At 58.2% G+C, this 21,558-nt stretch carries 13 protein-coding genes; 9 read left to right on the forward strand and 4 right to left on the reverse strand.

From position 1 onward, the window contains the following. Positions 1-185 precede the first annotated feature (185 nt). The 7 genes from QMX93_RS08560 (at position 186) to cmoB (ending at position 9,991) form a co-directional block, all read left to right on the forward strand. Positions 186-2,597 (forward strand): glucose/quinate/shikimate family membrane-bound PQQ-dependent dehydrogenase, encoded by a 2,412-nt coding sequence (locus tag QMX93_RS08560; RefSeq protein WP_282354597.1) that lies wholly within the window; start codon positions 186-188, stop codon positions 2,595-2,597. Between the two features lie 521 nt (positions 2,598-3,118). Then, positions 3,119-3,493: a DUF6124 family protein gene (locus tag QMX93_RS08565; protein WP_282354599.1), complete on the forward strand. Its 375-nt coding sequence runs from the start codon at positions 3,119-3,121 to the stop codon at positions 3,491-3,493. A gap of 897 nt (positions 3,494-4,390) precedes the next feature. Next, positions 4,391-6,808 carry an endopeptidase La gene (gene lon, locus QMX93_RS08570; RefSeq protein ID WP_282354601.1) on the forward strand — a complete coding sequence of 806 codons (2,418 nt, stop codon included), beginning with the start codon at positions 4,391-4,393 and terminating at the stop codon, positions 6,806-6,808. 218 nt (positions 6,809-7,026) lie between these two features. After that, positions 7,027-7,419, forward strand: coding sequence for a protease inhibitor I42 family protein (locus tag QMX93_RS08575; protein ID WP_159813948.1), 393 nt, complete (start codon positions 7,027-7,029; stop codon positions 7,417-7,419). A 2-nt stretch (positions 7,420-7,421) separates the two neighbouring features. Further along, positions 7,422-8,060, forward strand: coding sequence for a lysoplasmalogenase (locus tag QMX93_RS08580; protein WP_282354700.1), 639 nt, complete (start codon positions 7,422-7,424; stop codon positions 8,058-8,060). A gap of 234 nt (positions 8,061-8,294) precedes the next feature. Further along, on the forward strand, positions 8,295-9,038 hold the full coding sequence (gene cmoA / locus QMX93_RS08585; protein WP_282354605.1) for a carboxy-S-adenosyl-L-methionine synthase CmoA: 744 nt from the start codon (positions 8,295-8,297) through the stop codon (positions 9,036-9,038). Continuing rightward, positions 9,035-9,991 carry a tRNA 5-methoxyuridine(34)/uridine 5-oxyacetic acid(34) synthase CmoB gene (gene cmoB / locus QMX93_RS08590; protein ID WP_159813950.1) on the forward strand — a complete coding sequence of 319 codons (957 nt, stop codon included), beginning with the start codon at positions 9,035-9,037 and terminating at the stop codon, positions 9,989-9,991. The genes cmoA and cmoB overlap by 4 nt, the downstream gene beginning before the upstream one ends. A 573-nt stretch (positions 9,992-10,564) precedes the next feature. Here cmoB and tadA read toward each other — a convergent pair. Together tadA and QMX93_RS08600 are read right to left on the reverse strand one after the other, a co-directional pair. Next, positions 10,565-11,065, reverse strand: a complete 501-nt coding sequence (gene tadA / locus QMX93_RS08595) for a tRNA adenosine(34) deaminase TadA (RefSeq protein WP_053123497.1) — start codon at positions 11,063-11,065, stop codon at positions 10,565-10,567. After that, positions 11,065-12,441 carry a multicopper oxidase family protein gene (locus QMX93_RS08600; RefSeq protein WP_282354610.1) on the reverse strand — a complete coding sequence of 459 codons (1,377 nt, stop codon included), beginning with the start codon at positions 12,439-12,441 and terminating at the stop codon, positions 11,065-11,067. Before QMX93_RS08600 ends, tadA begins: the two co-directional genes overlap by 1 nt. 254 nt (positions 12,442-12,695) lie before the next feature. Between QMX93_RS08600 and QMX93_RS08605 the strand changes: the two genes are divergently transcribed. Next, positions 12,696-15,671: a membrane-targeted effector domain-containing toxin gene (locus tag QMX93_RS08605; RefSeq protein ID WP_282354613.1), complete on the forward strand. Its 2,976-nt coding sequence runs from the start codon at positions 12,696-12,698 to the stop codon at positions 15,669-15,671. Between the two features lie 178 nt (positions 15,672-15,849). Here QMX93_RS08605 and QMX93_RS08610 read toward each other — a convergent pair whose 3' ends face one another. Together QMX93_RS08610 and QMX93_RS08615 are read right to left on the reverse strand one after the other, a co-directional pair. Beyond that, on the reverse strand, positions 15,850-16,023 hold the full coding sequence (locus QMX93_RS08610; RefSeq protein ID WP_282354616.1) for a hypothetical protein: 174 nt from the start codon (positions 16,021-16,023) through the stop codon (positions 15,850-15,852). A 43-nt stretch (positions 16,024-16,066) separates the two neighbouring features. Then, positions 16,067-20,947 carry a type ISP restriction/modification enzyme gene (locus tag QMX93_RS08615; protein ID WP_282354618.1) on the reverse strand — a complete coding sequence of 1,627 codons (4,881 nt, stop codon included), beginning with the start codon at positions 20,945-20,947 and terminating at the stop codon, positions 16,067-16,069. Positions 20,948-21,284: 337 nt separating this feature from the next. On the opposite strand from QMX93_RS08615, the gene QMX93_RS08620 reads away from it, so the two are divergent. Then, entirely contained in the window at positions 21,285-21,557 is a 273-nt protein-coding gene (locus QMX93_RS08620; RefSeq protein ID WP_262142204.1) for a hypothetical protein, read from the forward strand. Position 21,558 lies beyond the last annotated feature (1 nt).

Below are 21,558 nucleotides of genomic sequence, written 5' to 3' on the forward strand. Positions count from 1 at the left end.
GCTCGCGATAGCGGTGTTTCAGGCGACATCTCCAGTGACTGAAACAGCGCTATCGCGAGCAGGCTCACTCCTACAGATGAAATTCGTTAGCTAGACAAGTTTTTATCTGAACCATGCCCACGCTCAATCGTCATCTACAGTGACTACTGCGCGGGACTACTTGAAACGTCACGGAGAATCACACTATGAGCACCGAAAGTGCTTCGAGTCGAAGCCGTCTGCTACCGAGTCTGCTCGGCATTCTGCTTCTGCTGATGGGCCTGGCCATGTTGGCCGGTGGGGTCAAGCTGAGCATGCTCGGCGGCTCGCTGTACTACCTGCTGGCCGGTATCGGCATTGCGCTGAGCGGCATCCTGTTGCTGCTGGGCCGTCGTGCGGCGCTGGGCCTGTATGCCATCGTCCTGTTTGCCAGCACCGTTTGGGCGCTGTGGGAAGTCGGTCTGGACTGGTGGCAACTGGTGCCACGTCTGGCCCTGTGGTTTGTCCTCGGCTTCGTGATGTTGCTGCCGTGGTTCCGTCGTCCGCTGCTGCTTGACGGCCCGGCGCCGATGGGCACTCGCGGCCTGACCGTGGCCGTGGTTCTGGCCGGTCTCACCGCGCTGATCAGCCTGTTCACCCACCCGGGCGAAACCTTCGGTGAACTGGGCCGCGACACCGCCGACACCAGCAGCACCGCACCAGCGATGCCGGATGGCGACTGGCAGGCCTATGGCCGCACCGAATTCGGTGACCGTTACTCGCCGCTGAAACAGATCACCCCGGCCAACGTCGGCAAGCTGCAAGAAGCCTGGCGCATCCAGACCGGCGACCTGCCGACGGCGGATGACCCGGTCGAGCTGACCAACGAAAACACCCCGCTGAAAGCCAACGGCATGGTCTACGCCTGCACCGCGCACAGCAAAGTGTTGGCCCTGGATCCGGACACCGGCAAAGAACTGTGGCGCTTCGACCCGCAGATCAAGAGCCCGGTCGGCTTCAAAGGCTTCGCCCACATGACCTGCCGTGGCGTGTCGTACTACGACGAAGCCTCGTACGCCAAAACTGAAAACGCAGCGTCCGCGGTGATTTCGGAAGCTGGCAAAGCTGTTGCTCAGGCTTGCCCGCGTCGTCTGTACCTGCCAACCGCTGATGCCCGCCTGATCGCACTGAACGCCGACACCGGCAAAATCTGCGAAGGCTTCGGCACCAACGGTGTGGTTGACCTGACCCAAGGCATCGGCCCGTTCACCGCTGGTGGCTACTACTCCACCTCGCCGGCCGCGATTACTCGTGATCTGGTGATCATGGGCGGTCACGTCACCGACAACGAATCGACCAACGAGCCATCGGGCGTGATCCGCGCCTTCGACGTGCGCGACGGCCACCTCGTGTGGAACTGGGACAGCGACAAGCCAGACGCCACCGAGCCTTTGGCACCGGGCGAAACCTACAGCCGCAACTCGGCGAACATGTGGTCGCTGGCCAGCGTCGACGAAAAACTCGGCATGGTTTACCTGCCACTGGGCAACCAGACTCCAGACCAGTGGGGCGCTGATCGCACCCCGGGCGCCGAGAAATTCAGCGCCGGTATCGTTGCTCTGGACCTGGCCACCGGTAAAGTGCGCTGGAACTACCAGTTCACCCACCACGACCTGTGGGACATGGACGTTGGCAGCCAGCCAACCCTGCTCGACATGAAAACCGCCGACGGCGTGAAACCGGCGCTGATCGCCCCGACCAAACAGGGCAGCCTGTACGTCCTCGACCGTCGTGACGGCACGCCGATCATTCCGATCAAGGAAATCCCGGTACCGCAAGGCGCCGTGAAAGGCGACCACACCGCACCGACCCAGGCGCGTTCGGATCTCAACCTGCTGGCCCCGGAACTGACCGAAAAAGCCATGTGGGGCGCGAGCCCGTTCGACCAGATGCTGTGCCGCATCCAGTTCAAAGAACTGCGTTATGAAGGCCAATACACCCCGCCGTCGGAACAGGGCAGCCTGATCTACCCGGGTAACGTCGGCGTGTTCAACTGGGGCGGCGTTTCGGTCGATCCGGTTCGCCAAATGTTGTTCACCAGCCCGAACTACATGGCTTTCGTTTCGAAAATGGTGCCACGCGAGCAAGTCGCCGCCGGCAGCAAACGCGAAAGCGAAACCGCTGGCGTGCAACCGAACACTGGCGCGCCATACGCCGTGATCATGCACCCGTTCATGTCGCCACTCGGCGTACCGTGCCAGGCCCCGGCCTGGGGCTACGTTGCCGGTATCGACCTGACCACCGGCAAAGTCGTGTGGAAACGCAAAAACGGCACCAGCCGCGACAGCTCGCCAATCCCGATCGGCTTCACCCTGGGCGTGCCTAGCATGGGCGGCTCGATGGTCACGGCTGGCGGCGTCGGCTTCCTCAGCGGCACCCTCGACCAGTACCTGCGCGCGTACGACGTGAACAGCGGTAAAGAGCTGTGGAAATCGCGTCTGCCGGCGGGTGGTCAAGCGACCCCGATGACCTACACCGGCAAGGACGGCAAGCAATACGTTCTGTTGGTTGTAGGTGGTCACGGTTCGCTGGGCACCAAAATGGGCGACTACATCATTGCCTACAAACTGCCGGAATAAGCTTTAACGGCGGTAAAACAAAGGCGATGTCTCGTGAGGGACATCGCCTTTTTTGTGCACCACATATCCATGTAGGAGCTGCCGAAGGCTGCGATCTGTTGACTTTGATTTTTAAAAGCCAGATCAAAAGATCGCAGCCTTCGGCAGCTCCTACAGGGTGGAATGGGTTGGCTGTGGGAAATTTGCTCGTCCTACAAATGCTGGTGATTGAACGGAGTTTTTCCCACAAGTCGCGTCGGTTGTGCCTCGGAAGTGGGGTGGATAGGCTCTGAGGGTCGCTGCAAATTCAGCGAACGGGCGTCGCGGCCCGAGCAGTTCATTCGATTTGATGCATAATCGCCGACCCAAACGGGAGCGCTCAGGTGCTTGTTGTTTGGTTTGATGGTGGCTGTGCGCGGGATACCTTCGGGTATGCCGAGATTGCCGAATGGCTCGGTCCGCGAACCTGCGTACAGCTGCCACCCTTTGTCGCGTCGCGGCGATTGAGAGTGACAGCCCCACTCATCATTCGGAGCTTCACCATGATCAAACCAACACCCAATCCGCCCGCAGCGGACGACACCACCCCCTACGAATTCCCCGGCTCAAAAAGATTCCACGACGCCGCCGAACGCGCCCTCGACCACTACCTCAAACCCAACGCCCTAACCCTGCGCTTCCACAAACCCAGCACCATGTTCCAGGTCGCCCCCAATCAAGACAACGAAAGCCTGCTGGTACACGCCTGCGAATCCCTGGCCCAAGCCAGCCTCATGACCAGCGACATCGCCGCCTACATAGAACTGCCGCAGCGACGCACGATTCTGGCGATCCAGCAAATCATCATGCTCGCCGAACTCGCGGTGAACCGCGCACTGGATAACCACGAAATAGCCCAATCCCAACCACACAACTGAAAAGCCCCTCACCCTAACCCTCTCCCGGAGGGAGAGGGGACTGACCGAGGTGTTTGGGCGAAATACGCCAACGTGCAATACCGAGCCGAACTTAAGCTTCAAAGCGTGAATCAACAGCCCCTCACCCTAACCCTCTCCCGGAGGGAGAGGGGACTGACCGAGGTGTTTGGGCGAAATACGCCAACGTGCAATACCGAGCCGAACTTGAGCTTCAAAGCGGGAATCAACAGCCCCTCACCATAACCCTCTCCCGGAGGGAGAGGGGACTGACCGAGGTGTTTGGGCGAGATACGCCGACGTGCAATACCGAGCCGAACTCAGATATTGAAAAGCACACAAATCGGCCCCCTCTCCCTCTGGGAGAGGGCTGGGGTGAGGGGCGAACCCACAAAAAAACCAAAGCCAAACACCCGCTCTTCACCACTCAATAGGCCGAGTGTCAGCTCGCCTGCTCTTGATCTTGATCCACGAGCGACGTCGGAAGGCTGAGTGGAGGGATTGATCCGGGGGTGGGAGCGCAGCGACCGTTTGGCGCAGCCAAACACAGCGAGAGGAGGTGCAGCGAAGCAAACCGTAGGCGCTGCCCCCGGATCGATCCCGCAGCAAAGGAACCCCGAGCCCCAGCGAGCGGGCCGAACGCAGGAGCAAAGCCTTTTCGGTTACCTTTTCGGCGTTTGGAAAAGGTGACTCGCCGTAAGGGCGAAACCTCAATCCGCCATCACAAAAAAAACGGATATACACCCAAACCCCCAAGAACATGGTCGGCCCAAAGGCCGCCAAGCCCAAAAGCGTGACACCTGTCAAAACCCTGAACACACAAGCAGAAACATCCCCTCCCATTGAAACCACCCAAGCCCTGCCCCATCTAAGACCCATACCCCATTGCGCAGGTGCCCCATGAGCGACCAGCAAGAATTCCCCGATCACCCCGACGACTACACCGAAGACGACCACATCGAACACACCTCCTCCGGCAAAGGCCTCGCCCTGCCAGGCCAAAACCTGCCGGACAAGGTCTACATCATCCCGATCCACAACCGCCCGTTCTTCCCGGCCCAAGTCCTGCCGGTCATCGTCAACGAAGAACCTTGGGCCGAAACCCTCGACCTCGTCAGCAAATCCGACCACCACTCCCTGGCCCTGTTCTTCATGGACACGCCCCAGGAAGACCCGCGCCACTTCAACACCGGCGCCCTTCCCGAATACGGCACGCTGGTCAAAGTCCATCACGCCAGCCGCGAAAACGGCAAATTGCAGTTCGTCGCCCAAGGCCTGAGCCGCGTGCGCATCAAAACCTGGCTCAAACACCACCGCCCACCGTACCTGGTCGAAGTCGAATACCCGCACCAGCCGACCGAGCCGACCGACGAGGTCAAGGCCTACGGCATGGCGCTGATCAACGCGATCAAGGAACTGCTGCCGCTCAACCCGCTGTACAGCGAAGAACTGAAAAACTACCTCAACCGCTTCAGCCCCAACGACCCGTCGCCGCTGACCGACTTCGCCGCCGCGCTGACCTCCGCCACTGGCCCCGAGCTGCAAGAAGTGCTCGACTGCGTGCCGATGCTCAAGCGCATGGAAAAAGTCCTGCCGATGCTGCGCAAGGAAGTCGAAGTCGCGCGCCTGCAAAAAGAGATCTCGGCGGAAGTTAACCGCAAGATCGGCGAGCATCAGCGCGAGTTCTTCCTCAAGGAACAACTCAAGGTCATCCAGCAGGAACTCGGCCTGACCAAAGACGACCGCAGCGCCGACCTCGAACAGTTCGAACAACGCCTCGAAGGCAAAGTCCTGCCTGCGCAGGTGCAGAAACGCCTCGAAGAGGAAATGAACAAACTGTCGATCCTCGAAACCGGCTCGCCGGAGTACGCGGTCACCCGCAACTACCTCGACTGGGCGACCTCGGTGCCTTGGGGCGTGTATGGCGAGGACAAACTCGACCTCAAGCACGCACGCAAAGTCCTCGACAAACACCACGCCGGCCTCGACGACATCAAGGATCGCATCCTCGAATTCCTCGCCGTCGGTGCTTATAAAGGTGAAATCAGCGGCTCCATCGTGCTGCTGGTCGGCCCGCCGGGCGTGGGTAAAACCAGCGTCGGCAAATCCATCGCCGAATCCCTTGGCCGACCGTTCTACCGCTTCAGCCTCGGCGGCATGCGCGACGAAGCCGAGATCAAGGGCCATCGCCGCACCTACATCGGCGCGCAGCCGGGCAAACTGGTGCAGGCGTTGAAAGACGTCGAAGTGATGAACCCGGTGATCATGCTCGACGAGATCGACAAGATGGGCCAAAGCTATCAGGGCGACCCGGCCTCGGCGCTGCTGGAAACCCTCGACCCGGAACAGAACGTCGAATTCCTCGACCACTACCTCGACCTGCGCATGGACTTGTCGAAAGTCCTGTTCGTCTGCACTGCCAACACCCTCGATTCGATCCCCGGCCCGTTGCTGGACCGGATGGAAGTGATTCGCCTGTCTGGCTACATCACTGAAGAAAAAGTCGCCATCGCCAAGCGTCACCTGTGGCCAAAACTGCTGGAAAAGGCCGGCGTGTCCAAGGGCAGCCTGAGCATCAGCGACAGCGCGCTCAAGTCCCTGATCGATGGTTACGCCCGTGAAGCCGGCGTGCGCCAGCTGGAAAAACAGATGGGCAAACTGGTGCGCAAAGCGGTGATGAAGCTGATCGACGACCCGAAAGCGGTGATCAAACTCGGGCCGAAAGACTTGGAAGCGTCACTGGGTCATCCGGTGTTCCGCAACGAACAAGTGCTGTCCGGCACCGGTGTGATTACCGGTCTGGCCTGGACCAGCATGGGTGGCGCGACCTTGCCGATCGAAGCGACGCGCATTCATACGCTCAACCGGGGTTTCAAGCTCACCGGGCAACTGGGTGATGTGATGAAGGAGTCGGCGGAGATCGCCTACAGCTACGTCAGTTCGCACCTGAAACAGTTTGGCGGCGACGCGAAGTTCTTTGACGAAGCCTTCGTCCACCTGCACGTACCCGAAGGCGCCACCCCGAAAGACGGCCCAAGCGCCGGCGTGACCATGGCCAGCGCCCTGCTCTCGCTTGCGCGTAATCAACCGCCGAAGAAAGGCGTGGCGATGACCGGCGAACTGACGTTGACCGGGCATGTGCTGCCGATTGGCGGGGTGCGCGAGAAAGTGATTGCGGCGCGGCGGCAGAAGATTTTCGAGCTGATTTTGCCTGAGCCGAACCGGGGTAATTTTGAGGAATTGCCGGATTATCTGAAAGAAGGGATTACCGTGCATTTCGCGAAGAAATTTGCCGATGTGGCGAAGATCCTGTTCTGACAGTTCTGCGGTGACATGACTACCGCTATCGCGAGCAGGCTCACTCCTACAGGGTTCTATGGTGAACAGTTGATTTGTGAACGCCACAACCCACTGTAGGAGTGAGCCTGCTCGCGAAGGCGTCAGCTCTGACAACACTGGATTCCCAGACTGTCACACTTTGTCTCATCTTCAGTTATGCTCGCCGTTCGTCCTGAACGCCCGGAGCCGCTGACCTTATGTCCCCCACTCGCCTGTTTGTCCCCCTCGCCCTCTCGTTGCTGGCCGCTTGCGCCAGCCAACCGAAACAGAACGTGACCGTGGAAAAACAAAGCGAATGCCCGGTGAAACTCACTAACGGGCAAAACCTGATCATCACCCTGCCAAGTAATCCAACCACCGGCTACCGCTGGGCCATTCAGGATTCCGCTGGCGGCGTGCTGCGTGCACTCAGCCCTGAGGTTTACAGCAATCCGGAAGATGCCGGCGTGGTCGGTGCCGCCGGAATTTCAACCTGGCGCTTCCAGGCGTTTGCGCCCGGTACCGGACGTCTGCGTCTGACCTCGCAACAGCCGTGGGCGCCGGAAGTGCTGCCGGTGGAAACCTTTGATTGCGCGATTTCGGTGAACTGATCGTGGGTTGGTTGATTCTGGCGCTGATGGGCGCAGTGACGTTTCTTTATGGTTTGAGCACCCACGCGGCGCTCCTGTGTTTGTTGGTCAAACCACTGCCAGTGCTGGCGCTGCTCGGCTGGCTGCATGATGCGCCGCCCAGCGACTATCGGCGCTGGATCAGTCTGGGGCTGATTTTCTCGTTGCTCGGTGATGTGCTGCTGGCGTGGCCGGGGGATTTGTTCGTGTTTGGCCTTGGCGCGTTTCTGGTCGCGCATCTGGCGTATCTGAAGGCTTATCTGAGTGACTGCAAGCGTCTGGCGATGCTGCCGCTGGTGCTTGCCCTCGCTGTTGGCGCGGTGCTGTTGGGAATGCTGATTTCCAGCGGGCTCGGGCCATTGCTGGTGCCGGTGATTGTCTATGGCACGGCAATCAGCGCGATGCTCTGGCGCGCACTTGCCCGACTCGGCACCGATGTGCCGAAACGTTCGGCGTTGCTCGCGGCCGGCGGTGCGCTGGCGTTTGTATTCTCCGACAGCGTGATCGGCATCGATCGTTTCGTATCGCCATTTCACGCTGCGCCATACGTCATCATCCTCAGCTATTGGCTCGGCCAGTGGGGCATCGCCGCCTCGGCGTTCTCCCAAACCAAACGGATCTGATCGTTCCCACGCTCCGCGTGGGAATGCATCCTGTGACGCTCTGCGTCACTTGCGCAGGGACGCAGAGCGTCCGGGGCGGCATTCCCACGCCGAGCGTGGGAACGATCAGCCGATCTCTGCAGGAGCTGCCGCAGGCTGCGATCTTTTGATTTACCGCTTTATCAGACAACCCAAGCATCCCCGCGCCCTTTTGGCTAAAATGCCGGCCTTTCCATTTACACCGCCGGAACCGCCGTGAGCAAAGAACCCGATCGCATTTTCGCCAAGCCTCTGGCCCAGGTACCCGACTTCGCCTTCAACGAAGACGTGGTGCGGGTGTTCCCGGACATGATCAAGCGCTCGGTGCCGGGTTACCCGACCATCGTCGAAAACCTTGGCGTACTCGCGGCGCAATTCGCTCAGCCGAACAGCGTGCTCTACGATCTCGGCTCATCGCTGGGTGCGGTCACTCAAGCCCTGCGCCGCCACGTGCGCACCGACGGTTGCCGGGTGATCGCGGTGGATAACTCTGCCGCGATGGTCGAACGCTGCCGCGAATACCTCAACGGTCAGGACTCGATGTTTCAGGAGTTGCTGCCGGTGGAGGTCATCGAAGGCGACATTCTCGCCCTCGAGTTCCAGCCCGCCTCGGTGGTCGCGCTGAACTTCACCCTGCAATTCATCGCCCCCGATCAGCGCACCGCGTTGCTTTCGCGCATCCGCCAATCGTTGCTGCCGGGCGGCGCGCTGATCCTCTCGGAGAAGCTGCGCTTCAACGATGCCGAAGAGCACGCGCTGCTCACCGATCTGCACGTCGCCTTCAAACGCGCCAACGGTTACAGCGAACTGGAAATCGCCCAGAAGCGCAGCGCCATCGAAAACGTCATGAAGCCCGACAGCCTCGAAGAACACCGCGAGCGCCTGTTGGCGGCCGGGTTCTCGAAAGTCGTGCCGTGGTTCCAGTGTCTTAACTTTGCCTCGTTGATTGCCTTGCCATGATTGATCTCTCCCCCCTCGCCCGCCGTCTGGCCGGCACGCCGCTGGCCGAATGGGCCAACACGCTGCAAGCTCAACTCGACAAGAAAATGGAGAAAGGTCACGGCGACCTGGAGCGCTGGCAAAGTGCGCTGGATGCCTTGCCGAAGATCCAGCCAAGCGAAATCGATCTACTCAACGGCCTGAAGCTCGACACCGATTGCGACGACGAAACCCGCGCGCAGATGCGTACTGCGTTGATGGGACTGTCGCCGTGGCGCAAAGGGCCGTTCGATCTGTTCGGCGTGCACGTCGACACCGAATGGCGCTCGGACTGGAAGTGGTCGCGTGTCGCCCCGCATCTGGATCTGAAAGGCAAACGCATCCTCGATGTCGGTTGCGGCAACGGCTACTACATGTGGCGCATGCTCGGCGCCGGCGCCAACAGCGTGATTGGTGTCGATCCGAACTGGTTGTTCTTCTGCCAGTTCCAGGCGGTGCAACGTTATCTGTCCGAGCCGAATGCCTGGCACCTGCCCTTCCCGTTCGAAGACCTGCCGGCGAATCTGGAAGGCTTCGACACGGTGTTTTCGATGGGCGTGTTTTATCACCGTCGCTCGCCGATCGAGCACTTGCTGGCGCTGAAGGATTGCCTGGTGAAGGGTGGTGAACTGGTGCTGGAAACGTTGGTGGTGGAAGGCGACAAGCATCAGGTGCTGGTGCCGGAAGACCGTTATGCGCAGATGCGTAACGTCTGGTTCCTGCCGTCGGTGCCGGCGCTGGAATTGTGGTTGCGTCGTGCGGGGTTTACCGACATTCGTTGTGTGGATGTGAGCACCACGACTGTTGAAGAGCAGCGCGGTACCGAGTGGATGAAGTATCAGTCGCTGAGCGATTTCCTTGATCCCGAAGACCACAGCAAAACCATCGAAGGGTTGCCGGCGCCGATGCGTGCGGTGATTGTCGCCAAGAAGTAACGCAACCTCTCAAACACCGCGGTGAATTCACCCCTCACCCCAGCCCTCTCCCCAAGGAGAGGGAGCCGATCCTTGGGCTTTTCGAAACTTGAGTTCGACTCGATAACTCAGGTCGGCGGATCTCGCCCATCCAACCCGGTCAGTCCCTCTCCCTCCAGGAGAGGGAGCCGATTCTTGGGCTTTTCGAAACTTGAGTTCGACTCGATAACTCAGGTCGGCGGATCTCGACCATCCAACCCGGTCAGTCCCTCTCACTCCAGGAGAGGAGCCGATCCTTGGGCTTTTCGAAACTTGAGTTCGACTCGATAACTCAGGTCGGCGGATCTCGACCATCCAACCCGGTCAGTCCCTCTCACTCCAGGAGAGGGAGCCGATCCTTGGGCTTTTCGAAACTTGAGTTCGACTCGATAACTCGAGTCGGCGGATCTCGACCATCCAACCCGGTCAGTCCCTCTCCCTCCAGGAGAGGGAGCCGATCCTTGGGCTTTTCAAAACTTGAGTTCGACTCGATAACTCAGGTCGGCGGATCTCGCCCATTCAATCCGGTCAGTCCCCTCTCCCTCCGGGAGAGGGTTAGGGTGAGGGGCTTTTTGCTCGGCGGGCACGGAAGAACTCCGTCAGCACCGCACCACATTCCTCCGCCAACACCCCGCCTTCATACAACACCCGGTGATTCAAAAAGCCTTGGGTAAAAAACTGCCCCTGACTCTGCACAATCCCGGCCTTCGGCTCCAGCGCCCCATACACCACCCGCGCCACCCGCGAATGCACGATCAACCCCGCGCACATGCTGCACGGCTCGAGCGTCACATACAGCGTGCTGCCCGGCAGCCGATAGTTATCCACTGCCTGCGCGGCCGCACGAATCGCGACCATTTCGGCATGCGCACTCGGGTCGCTGGCACTGATCGGGCAATTAAACCCACGCCCGATAATCTCGCCATCTTGCACCAGCACCGCACCCACCGGCACTTCGCCCAGCGCTGCACCTTGCGCCGCGAGCGCCAAGGCTTCACGCATGAAATCGCGATCACGGCTGCGGTCGATAATCGCCGCGGGGCGAATCTGGCGCATCACTTCACCTCGATGGCGGCCATCAGGCCGGTTTCCATGTGGTCGATCACGTGGCAGTGGAACATCCACACCCCCGGATTATCGGCCACCAGCGCCACTTGCGCGCGCTCGTTCTTGCCCAGCAGATAGGTGTCGGTGAAATACGGAATGACCTTGTGCCGGTTCGACGACAACACTTTGAAGCTCATGCCGTGCAGGTGAATCGGGTGCTGATACTGGGTCATGTTTTTCAGTTCGAAAATATAGCTCTGCCCCAGCTTCAAACTGGCGATCGGCCGATCAGCGCAGGTCTTGTCGGTGATGTCCCAAGCCTTGCCGTTGATCTGCCACAGGCTCGGCGGCCGCCCGTTGTCGACGTCGACCGACACCGAACCGACCCATTCGAAATTGAAGTTGAGTTTCTCGGTATTCGCCAGATCCGGCTCGGCCACCGGGTTGGCCGGCAAGGTTTTCGGCCAGTCGGTCGGCGCGTCGGTATTGGCCACCGAACGCAATGTGCCCAAACGCACCGGGCCATTACGCAACGACAACTCTTCGCCCGCCGCCGGTGCCTTGATCGCCAGACAAATGCGCATGCCCGGGCCCAGCCAATATTCCTTGCCCAATGGCCGTGGCTCGACCGGGTTACCGTCCAGCGCATAAATCTTCGCTTCGACGCCGGGAATATTGATGCGATACGTGAGGGTGTTATCCAGATTGAGCAGCCGCACCCGGGTGATCTGCCCCGCCGGCAATTCAATCACCGGGGTCGGCACACCATTGATCGTCGACAAACGCCCCGCCGTACCGCCCCGCGCCGCTTCGCGCGGAATGCTGAACTCGACGAAATTGCCTACGTCATCAATGTGCCAATTCTTCAGGCTCAGGGTCTTTTCGTAGATGAAACCGGTCGGCTCGCGCTCTTCAATGATCAGCGGCCCGACCAACCCGCGACCGAGCTCTTCGCTGCTGCTGACATGCGGGTGATACCAATAGCTGCCGGCGTCCGGCACGCGGAATTTGTAATCAAAGTATTCGCCCGGCAACACCGGTAGTTGCGAGACGTACGGTACGCCATCCATTTCCAGCGGCAGGCGGATGCCGTGCCAGTGAATCGTGGTCGCCACCGGCAAATGGTTGATGAAGCGCACCCGCAGCCATTCACCCTGACGCACGCGTAATTCGGTGCCCGGCGCTGACGGGCCGAACGCCCACGCCTCGGTCTTGTGCCCAGGCACCAGTTCAACGTCCAGTGGCGCGGCGATCAGCTCGTAATCGTGACCCGCCTCAGCGTCGGCCATCTTGCCCAGCCAGTAACGCGACGCGCCCCCTGCGCCGACGCCAACGACAACCAGACCGGCCAGGCCACCGAGGATTTGGCGACGGGTAAAGGACATGAACTCAACTACCTCACGTATCAGCGACAGGCCCGGGGGCCCGTTAAAAGGCGAATACGATACACCCGCAACTGCGAAACAGTAAGGCCGGCGTGGCAATGCGACACATGTTCGCCACCTGTGCGGGAACCTTTCGTACAGATCGCGTCCCTGCTTCCTTCACGCTCAGATGGCCTCAGCCCTACAGATTCGCGCCGCTGGAAAAGCCATAGTGACGATCAGTTTCCCCCCACCCATTTCTCAAGGAGCGAGAAGTGAATATTTCTGTAACTCTGCCCCCATCTCTGCTTCCAAACCCTGCCGATGAACAGTCACTGCACGCGCTGGTGCTGCCGTTTACCGAGGCCTGCCCCGACCTGCACGACATGGCCCACGAAGCGGCCCAAGGCATTCTCGACAAATACGGTATCAAAGACATTGATCCCGAAAATGTCTGGTGGCACCGCTTCAACAATACCTCGGTCAGCAGCGACAAAGCCTTTCTGGGCTGGGAGCATTACCCGTCACCTTCGGAGTCACTGACGCTGGCGGAGCTAGTGGTCAAACGCTTTCACGCTCCCGATCAGGACAATGCCGACCTCCTCGACGGCTACGGCGGCTTTTACAGCGAAGGCGCAGACGCATCGGTCTTCAACGAGACCAACGAGGTTCGCCTGCGCCCCAGCGAAGTGCTGAAAGACCTTTGGGCGATCAACTTCAGCGAACTCTATCGAACGAAAATGCAGCAGTTCTGGACGCTGCACGCCGACGATTTCCGCACGTTGGCCAAACTGAATTTCCTCGCCAAGGCCCTCGACGAACACGACGGCGAACGGCTGAACAATGACAACCTCAAAACATTGATCAAGGCTGTGGCGAGCGATATCACCTGGCCGGTTTCGCTGGCATTTCTGCAACGCGAAACGTCCGTTGCTGACGGACTGCGAGTGAGCGCCCTGAACATCGGCGGCTACAGCGCCACGGATATTTTGTGCATCGCTGACAGCAATGGCGTGCAGATTCTCTACACCCCCGGTGAGCTTGATTGCTTCCATGTGCTCGCCACTGAGTCCGATCTGCATTGGTGGTTGTTGATGCAAAACAATCATGCGGAGAATCGCGCACGCTTCATGGCGCATTTCCCCTTGGCCGCCCAGCAACAGGACGATGGCAATATCGGTCTGAATGCCATGATCGACTTGCTGTACTCGACGTGGGGCGCCAGCGATCACCACTTGATCAACCAAAACACCACCGCAATCACAGGTGACGCGTTCAGTTGGCTACGCGACTCGGTCAAGGCGCGCATGCACAGCGATGCTGACCTTTCGCTGCATTCCAATGGCGAGCTGCGCAAGAAGATGTGGATCGGCTACCTGAACGCCTTTCTCAGGGTTTTCGGCTCCATGGCCGCCGTGGGCTGGCCCGTTGCGCTGGCAGTGGTCGGTGCGGGACTGGCCGACATGGGCTTGAACATTGATCAAGCCATCAATGGCACCAGCAAGGCAGATCGCAAGGCCGGAGTCATCGGAGCGATCGCCAGCGGCATCGATGTGCTGTTCAACCTGTCGTACCTGCGTGGAGCAGCAGAGGTCGCGGAAGTTGGCGAAGCGAGCGAAATGTTTAACGTTCAGGACGAGTTTACCGAACCCCTTATCGACGAATCGACTGCAGATATTGCAGATGTCCCGCCAATTGCGCGTTATGCCCCAGGCCCCGCTTATGCGCAACAAGGCACAGACTTACTGGAGTCTTTCGAGACCAATGAAGTGCTGGACGGATTATCGCCTGTCTCGCAAGAAGGCCAGTATCAAGGGATTTTTCAACCACCGGGTGGTGGACACTACGTACTGATCAACGACAGTTATTACCTGGTTCGCTTCATCAAAGAGCTCAAGGGCTGGGCGATCATTGATCCAGCAAATCCTCACTCGTTCTATCGCAGTTTGCCGATTCGTCTGGATGAGGCTGGGGAATGGCAACCGATCAATCGTCCGGGCCTGATGGGCGGCGGCAAGTGCATCGGGCTGTGGCCATGGGAGCGCGCTCGCACACCGCTTCCGGACGTGGACAGTCCGCCGACCGCCTACGACATTCCGCCCGCTTCACGCGATGCGCTGAACGAACTCGCTCAAGGCCGGGGTACCAAATACGAGCTCAAAGATTACATGGCCACCTTGCCGAAAACGGACGGGAGTAATCCGCACGCTGAGTTCAAGGCGTTACGCCAGACGCTATACCGCGATGCCAATGCCTTTCTGGAGTCCCACACGCTGCCAGCGCGCCCGGAAATCCCTGAATTGCCGGCGAAACTCGCGCCGAAAGAGATCATCAAGAAGCTGTATAAATCGGCGTCCGGGCTGGTCATTGGCGAAAATCACTCCAGTGTCGGCAGCAAACAGTTTCTGATCGACAACATGGCGGCACTCAGTAAACAGAAGGTCAAAACCCTGTATCTGGAGCATGTGCTGACAGACTTCCATCAAGCCGATCTGGATGTTTTCAATCGCACCGGGAAGATGTCGGAGACGCTGGAAACCTACCTGAAGACCATGGACGGGGGATTCAAAACCGACACCAGCGGCCAGTACACTTTCCTCGAACTGGCCAAAGCGGCGCAAAAAAACCATATCCGTATCCAGTCGATCGATTGCCTGGCCAGCTATAGAAGCACCGGCATGAGCGGTGTCGACAAAAGCACTTTCCGCCAGAAGATGATGAATTACTTTTCGCATGAGGTGATCACGGCGGATCAGAACGCACGTGGCGCCCATCGCTGGATCGCGCTGGTAGGCGACAGCCATGCCAATGCCTGGGAAGGCGTACCGGGTTTAAGCGAACTGGAAGGCGGCATCGGCCTGCGTATAGAAAGCACCCCGGCAGGATCTGCCCGAGGCATAGAGCCGGATCCCGGGCGCATTCCGACCGACGAGTTTGCCCGCCCGTTATCGCCCGTCAAAAGCGACCTGCGCCTGCAAATCGACACCCCCGCCAGCGTTGCCTTGGCAGACTCACTGGAAAAAACACTGATCAATCCCGGCGATTGCACGGTGATGAACATCGACGACGTCGCCACGCTGATTCATCGCAGCAGCGATGGCAACATCGTTCGCACGCCGATCCTCAACAAGGGCGGCTTGTACACCGTTGAACGCCCGACCTGGCCCATCAGTGGCCGACGGTATTCGAGCCTTGTGGAGCTATCGGCAGCTTTAAGGCTCATGGGTTTCAAACCAATAAAAATCAGCTGACGTAAAAAAGCCCCGTGAACTCGCGTTCACGGGGCTTTTCGGGGTTAACACCGATCAATCAGACCGGGATTATTCCCACTCTATTATCAATTAACCACTCAAATCCTTATAAAACCTGGGATACAGAGGTTAAAGAATCGAAAGACCATGAAAAATGCCATGCAGAACCAAAATCCCCTCAAGAAGCAGGGTTTGTCTCTCTCATGGCAAAGGCGGCCGATAGTTGCCGCTCCAGAATCGCCAACTCACCAGCATCCCCATCACACACAACCTCGGCCAGCAGCTCCGCCGCGTACGACGGATCAGCTTGGAATAGCTCTGCCATTGCCTCATCGTGACTACGATCTTTCATAGCTACCTCTGTATTCACCTCGGAGCATCACACGCTCGAATAATCAGATATCGAGAGCCGGTAAACCGCTCACGATATCCTGGGTTTCGAGGCTCACGCTCACCACTCGCTGGAACAGCTCCAACGGATACTTAGGATTGCCCATAGTCTCGACAGCCCAGTGATTCGCATCATTGACGATTCCACTCGCCTTCTCTGTACGTACTGCGTGGCGTTCCATCACCCAGTCCAGCGCAGCTTTACCGTTCACCACATAGTCCCAAGCCGCCTCTGGGATACCCTTGAGGGTGATACGTTGGTTGTAGATGACCGTGCTCTTGTCGCCCTTCTTGGCGAACTTCATCTTCTCCACACGGTAGTCGGCATTGGTCAGCGGGCCCTTGGCCTCGATGGTCAGGGGATAGAGTTCGACGGTTTCGTAGTTCAGGTGAAGAGCGGCCAATGCGCGACCCGCTTGGCTGAAGGCCCAGAAGTCGGCAGCCTTTTTCACAGCAGGAATACGCGGCAGCTCCTTGCTGAGATTGTCGGCAAAACGCTCACGGTAGTCCGATGAATGTAGGATCCCGTAGACGTAGTAGAACAGGTCTTCCTTACTGATCTGCTCGCCGGAGTAGGCTGACTGGAAGTGGGCCAGGCCCGCATCGGTGATGGCATCACGGCGGCGCAGTCCCCCCTCACTTGGCTCAGTAAAAAGGTCGTCTTTTGAAGCGTGGGCGGCTTCGTCGTAAAGGTAGAGAGGGAAGCACTGCGAACCAGCGACGAAGTGGAAATTCGGCAGCACATTAGAAATCATGCTGCTGAAGCCCGCAGCTTCCCCTAAACCAGTCACACAAATTACCAAATTCTCCACTCGCTGATCAGGGAAGATGCGTGGCATTTGCAGCACCCTCTCGTTGAAAGTGCGGTTGAAGTACAACCACTGCTTATCAAATGGGCGATAGAGCGAAGGCATCACCGAAGCGCTTTCAAACTCGAATTTTCTTCCCTTAGTCAGCTCCTGTTTGATGTGAACCGACCAGCTGATACGCGTAGGGTTTGTGTCTATAAATTTATCCACCTTTTCAGCGCGGGCTTTGTTATCCATCCCAGCGTAAGCGGCGTTAAAGCGCTCCACCTCGGAGTTGAAGAAGGCAATCATGCCGCTCATATTTGTTTGCAGCTTGGTGAGGCTGGAGTTATAGGCCCATGCATCACGATTGGTCTTCACACCACCCGAATAGTTATCGAATAACACCAAGCCATCGCCCTTTTTGTCGCCCAAAACGATGAATTGGTTGAAGCTATCATCGCGCTGGTTGAGCCAATCTCCGTGCTCATCCGGGGTGATTTGCTGCCACCGCTCGATACCGGCAACACTGCTAAAGCCTGCGATCTTCTCCAGTTTTTCCTCACGACTGAGATAGTCACCAATGTCATGGAAATAAATCTTGCCGTGAGCCTCCGCATTGGGATTCTTGACCAGCAGTGAGATGGCAATAGGGGAGCGGCTTCCGCTGCCAAAGATCTTGCCGCCTTCTTTACGCGAGGTTTCGCCGCTGGTGCGCTGATTTCCGCGCAGATGGAACACATAGAGGCTGGAAAATTCATCCTCCAGGCACTTGCGCAGGCCATCCGCAGTGTTGGCCTCTACCCAGCCGGCATTGGTAACAAATCCGATAATGCCGGCATCACCAATACGGTCACTAGCCCAGCGGATGGCGCGGATATAGCTGTCGTAGAGGGCGTTTTTGAGTGTCGCTTTGGAGCCAGCCGCATAGGTGTTGCGAATGCGCCCATCCAGCACCGGATATTCAACATTGGCGTTATTGTCGTTGGCGCTGGTCTGCCCTGCCGAATAAGGAGGGTTCCCCACAATCACCCGAATATCCAACGCCTTTTGGCGCTTTCGCCGGGCGCTGTTGTCCACTAGCAGGGCATCGATGAGATCGTCTTTTTCATACATCTGGAAGGTATCGGTCAGGCAGATACCTTCAAACGGTGTGTACTCGTCGATCACTTCGCCGTGGTAAGCCGCTTCGATATTGATGGCGGCAATGTAGTAGGCCAGCAGCACCAGCTCGTTGGCGTGGATTTCGTTCTTGTACTTGTGCCTCAACTCTTCGGGCTTAATCAAGCCTGACTGGATCAGGCGCGTGATAAAGGTGCCGGTGCCCGTGAACGGGTCGATGATGTGGACACCCTTGCTGCCCAGGGTCTGGCCGAACTCCTGCTTCAGCAGGTGATTGACGCTGTGGAGGATGAAGTCCACTACTTCGACCGGGGTGTAGACGATACCCAGGCGCTCGGTCATCTTGGGGAAGGCGTTACGGAAGAACTTGTCGTACAGCTCAACGATAATCTTCTGCTTGCCTTGGGCGTTGTCGATGCCCGCTGCGCGTTGGCGCACGCTGGAGTAGAACTTCTCCAGAGTATCGGCTTCCTTGGTCAGGTGGTGCTCATGAAGCGCGTCCAGCACGCCTTGCATGGCCTTGGACATGGGGTTGTGGCTGGCAAAGCTGTACTCATCAAAAAGGGCATCAAACACTGGCTTGGTTACCAGATGCTGAGCGAGCATTTCGACAATCTCACCATCGGTGATGCTGTCGTTGAGGTCGTCGCGTAGCTCAGCGGCGAAGGCTTCGAAAGTGGCTTTTTCGTTGGTGTATTCCGGGTTCTCCAGAATGCCCTGAATACGGTCGATGTGGGTGCGGGCGATCTTGGCAATGTCGTTGGCCCAGTCTTCCCAGTGGTGGCGGTTGCCGCACTTGTCGACGATCTTGGCGTAGATGGCCTTCTCGATTTCACCGACCTCATAGGTCAGCTCAGCCTGCTGAGTCATCTGACCTTCGGTATCGTATTTAGCGCTCTTTTCGCCAATGCCGTACTGCCCTTTGCCAGCCTTGCCGTTGCTGGTGCCAGAGGCTTTCTTGGCCTTCTTCTCGGCCTTGTCGGTGATGGCGATGACTTCCATTTTGCGTGGGTCTGAGCCAATCAGGTCGAGCTTGTTGACCATGGCGTCGAAGCTGTCATCGTGCGAGCGCAACGCTTGGAGTACCTGCCAGACCACCTTGTAGGTCTGGTTGTCGTTGAGCGCTTCGTGAGGTTCCATCCCAGCCGGGATAACCACCGGCAACACGACATAGCCACGCTTCTTGCCCGGTGCGTTACGCATCACGCGGCCAACGGACTGAACCACATCGACCTGGGAGTTACGCGGGGTGAGGAACAGCACAGCGTCCAATGCTGGCACATCCACGCCCTCAGACAAGCAGCGCACGTTGCTGAGGATACGACAGGTATTGGCCGGCGCCTCAGCCTTCAGCCACTTCAGCTTGGCTTCCTTCTGGCTGGCATTCATACCGCCATCAACGTGCTCGGCCTCGCAGGTCAGCCGCGCAGCCTCGTCGATTTCCTCGGACTCCTGATAAGCCTCCACGACCGACTGGAACATGTCGGCAATGTTGACGGAACTGACCTTGTGCTTGGTGCCCTTGTAATTGGGCGAAATGACCTGGCAGAACGCGACAGCACGCTTCATCGGTTCATCATCACCGACTAGCTGCTCATGCAGCCCCTGCTTGGCCAATGCCTTCCAACAGCCGACGATCTTGGCCGCGTCATCCACTTTGAGCTGGTTGTTCTCGTCCTTCAGCATGTCCTGAAGGCGGCGACTGATGGTGCTCTCCTCGACGGTGAGTACCAGCACCTTGTAATCAGTGAGCAGGCCACGCTGGACAGCCTCGGAGAAGTTGATGACGAACAACTCCTTGCCGTACAGGGCTTCGTCATCCATCGAGCAAAGCGTGACTTCGCCGGACTCTGCCTTAACCTTGGCACTGTCACCGTAGATGCGTGGCGTGGCTGTCATATACAAGCGCTTGGCAGCGCGAATATCGGCACCATCGTGAATCCGTACGAAATTGCTTTCGTCGTCATCACCGAAGGTCGCGCCTGTAGTGCGGTGTGCTTCGTCGCAGATCACCAGATCGAAGTCAGCCAAGCCATGCTCATGCTGGGCACGGCTGATCACGTCGATAGAGTGATAGGTCGAGAACACAACGCTCATATGCTCCGCGTCGTGACGCTTGAGCATTTCCGCTGCCAGACGATCAGCCTTGGTCGTCGCCGGGTAACGCAGCTCATGTGTGAATACCTGAACCGCGTCGTCCTCAGCCTTGCGCTTCTTCCCTACGTCACTGTCAGAGCAGACTGCGAAGCTGTGCAGCGGGGTTCCAGTTTCCTGCGTCCACTCAGTGAGAGTCTGAGATAGCAGCGACAAGCTAGGCACCAAAAACAGCACACGCTTGCCTTTGCCGGCCAGACGCTCAGCGATCTTCAAGCTCGTGAACGTTTTGCCGGTGCCACAAGCCATAATCAACTTGCCGCGCTCCACGTCCTTGAGGCCAGCCTCCACTGCGTTCAATGCCGTCTGTTGGTGCTCGCGCAGCTGCTTCTTGGTTTTGAGCGTGACCGCTTTGCTGGACTGGTACTTAACCCAGTCGATCTGGCTGTCTTCCAGGGCTTGCAGATCGATCTTGCTGACCGGAGGCTGCTGGCCCTGCAAGGCGTCCTCGGCGTGCTCGCTCCAGTTATTGGTGGTGGTGACAATGACGCGGTGCGAGAACTGGGCTTTGCCTGAGGCGGTGAAGAAACTATCGATGTCCTTTTTTTGGACTTTGTAGTCCTCGGCGTACAGCTTGCATTGGATGGCGTGGTACTCGCCAGTGCCCTGGGTGCGTGCGACCAGATCAATGCCCGCATCCTTGCCGCTCAAGCCCTGCTCTTTAGCCCACTCGGCATAAGTCCAGACTCTATCGTATAGATCGCTGTAGGTCGCTTCGTTGCGTAGGTAGACGCAGATCAGCTCCTCAAAATACGTACCCTTCTCACGCTCGGAGACAGACACAGCGCGATACGCCTCGAGCAAGGCTGTTAGAGCCGACATGTGATTTCCCTTTTAGACGGCAGCGCTTTGTGAGCGCCAAAAAGTACGGAGTCTACCAATAGGGGGAAGTGAAAACAGCTAGGGTGCTTGAGACGGTTGCTACTTCGGGGGAGCTGGTGATGCCCTGTCTCTGCCATTCACGCCCACCAGTGGCTGAAAGCAAAATCTACCTGATCCCCACACCATGGTTGCCATAGCCCCAGAAATTGAACTACTTTCGCACAAAGAGATGGCACTCTGCCTTTAGGCAACCTCACCGCGATTGAGGACAGATAAACGGGCGTCATACTCTAAAATGCTGATTATTTGTTCACATCTGAAAGGAGCAACATCATAAATGGAATACTTGAAGGTTTTCTTAGCCGATCCCGTCGTAGGATTCGTTGGTTATGCAATAGGGGTCGTATCGGGACTGATTGCCTTAGCGCAGACGTTCGGAAAAGCAAAAGCGAAAAAGCAGGTAAAAGAAGTTGAAACCAAATTAGCAAGAATTACTCAAGAGAACGTTAGCCTAAAGCAAAAAATTGAAAATATGAACGTCACACAAGGAGATAAATCACAGTATTTCCAGCAAAACTCTGGCCCTGTCAGCATCGACAATAGAGGATAAT

The organism is Pseudomonas sp. PS01303 (assembly GCF_029959385.1).
Classification (GTDB): domain Bacteria; phylum Pseudomonadota; class Gammaproteobacteria; order Pseudomonadales; family Pseudomonadaceae; genus Aquipseudomonas; species Aquipseudomonas rustica.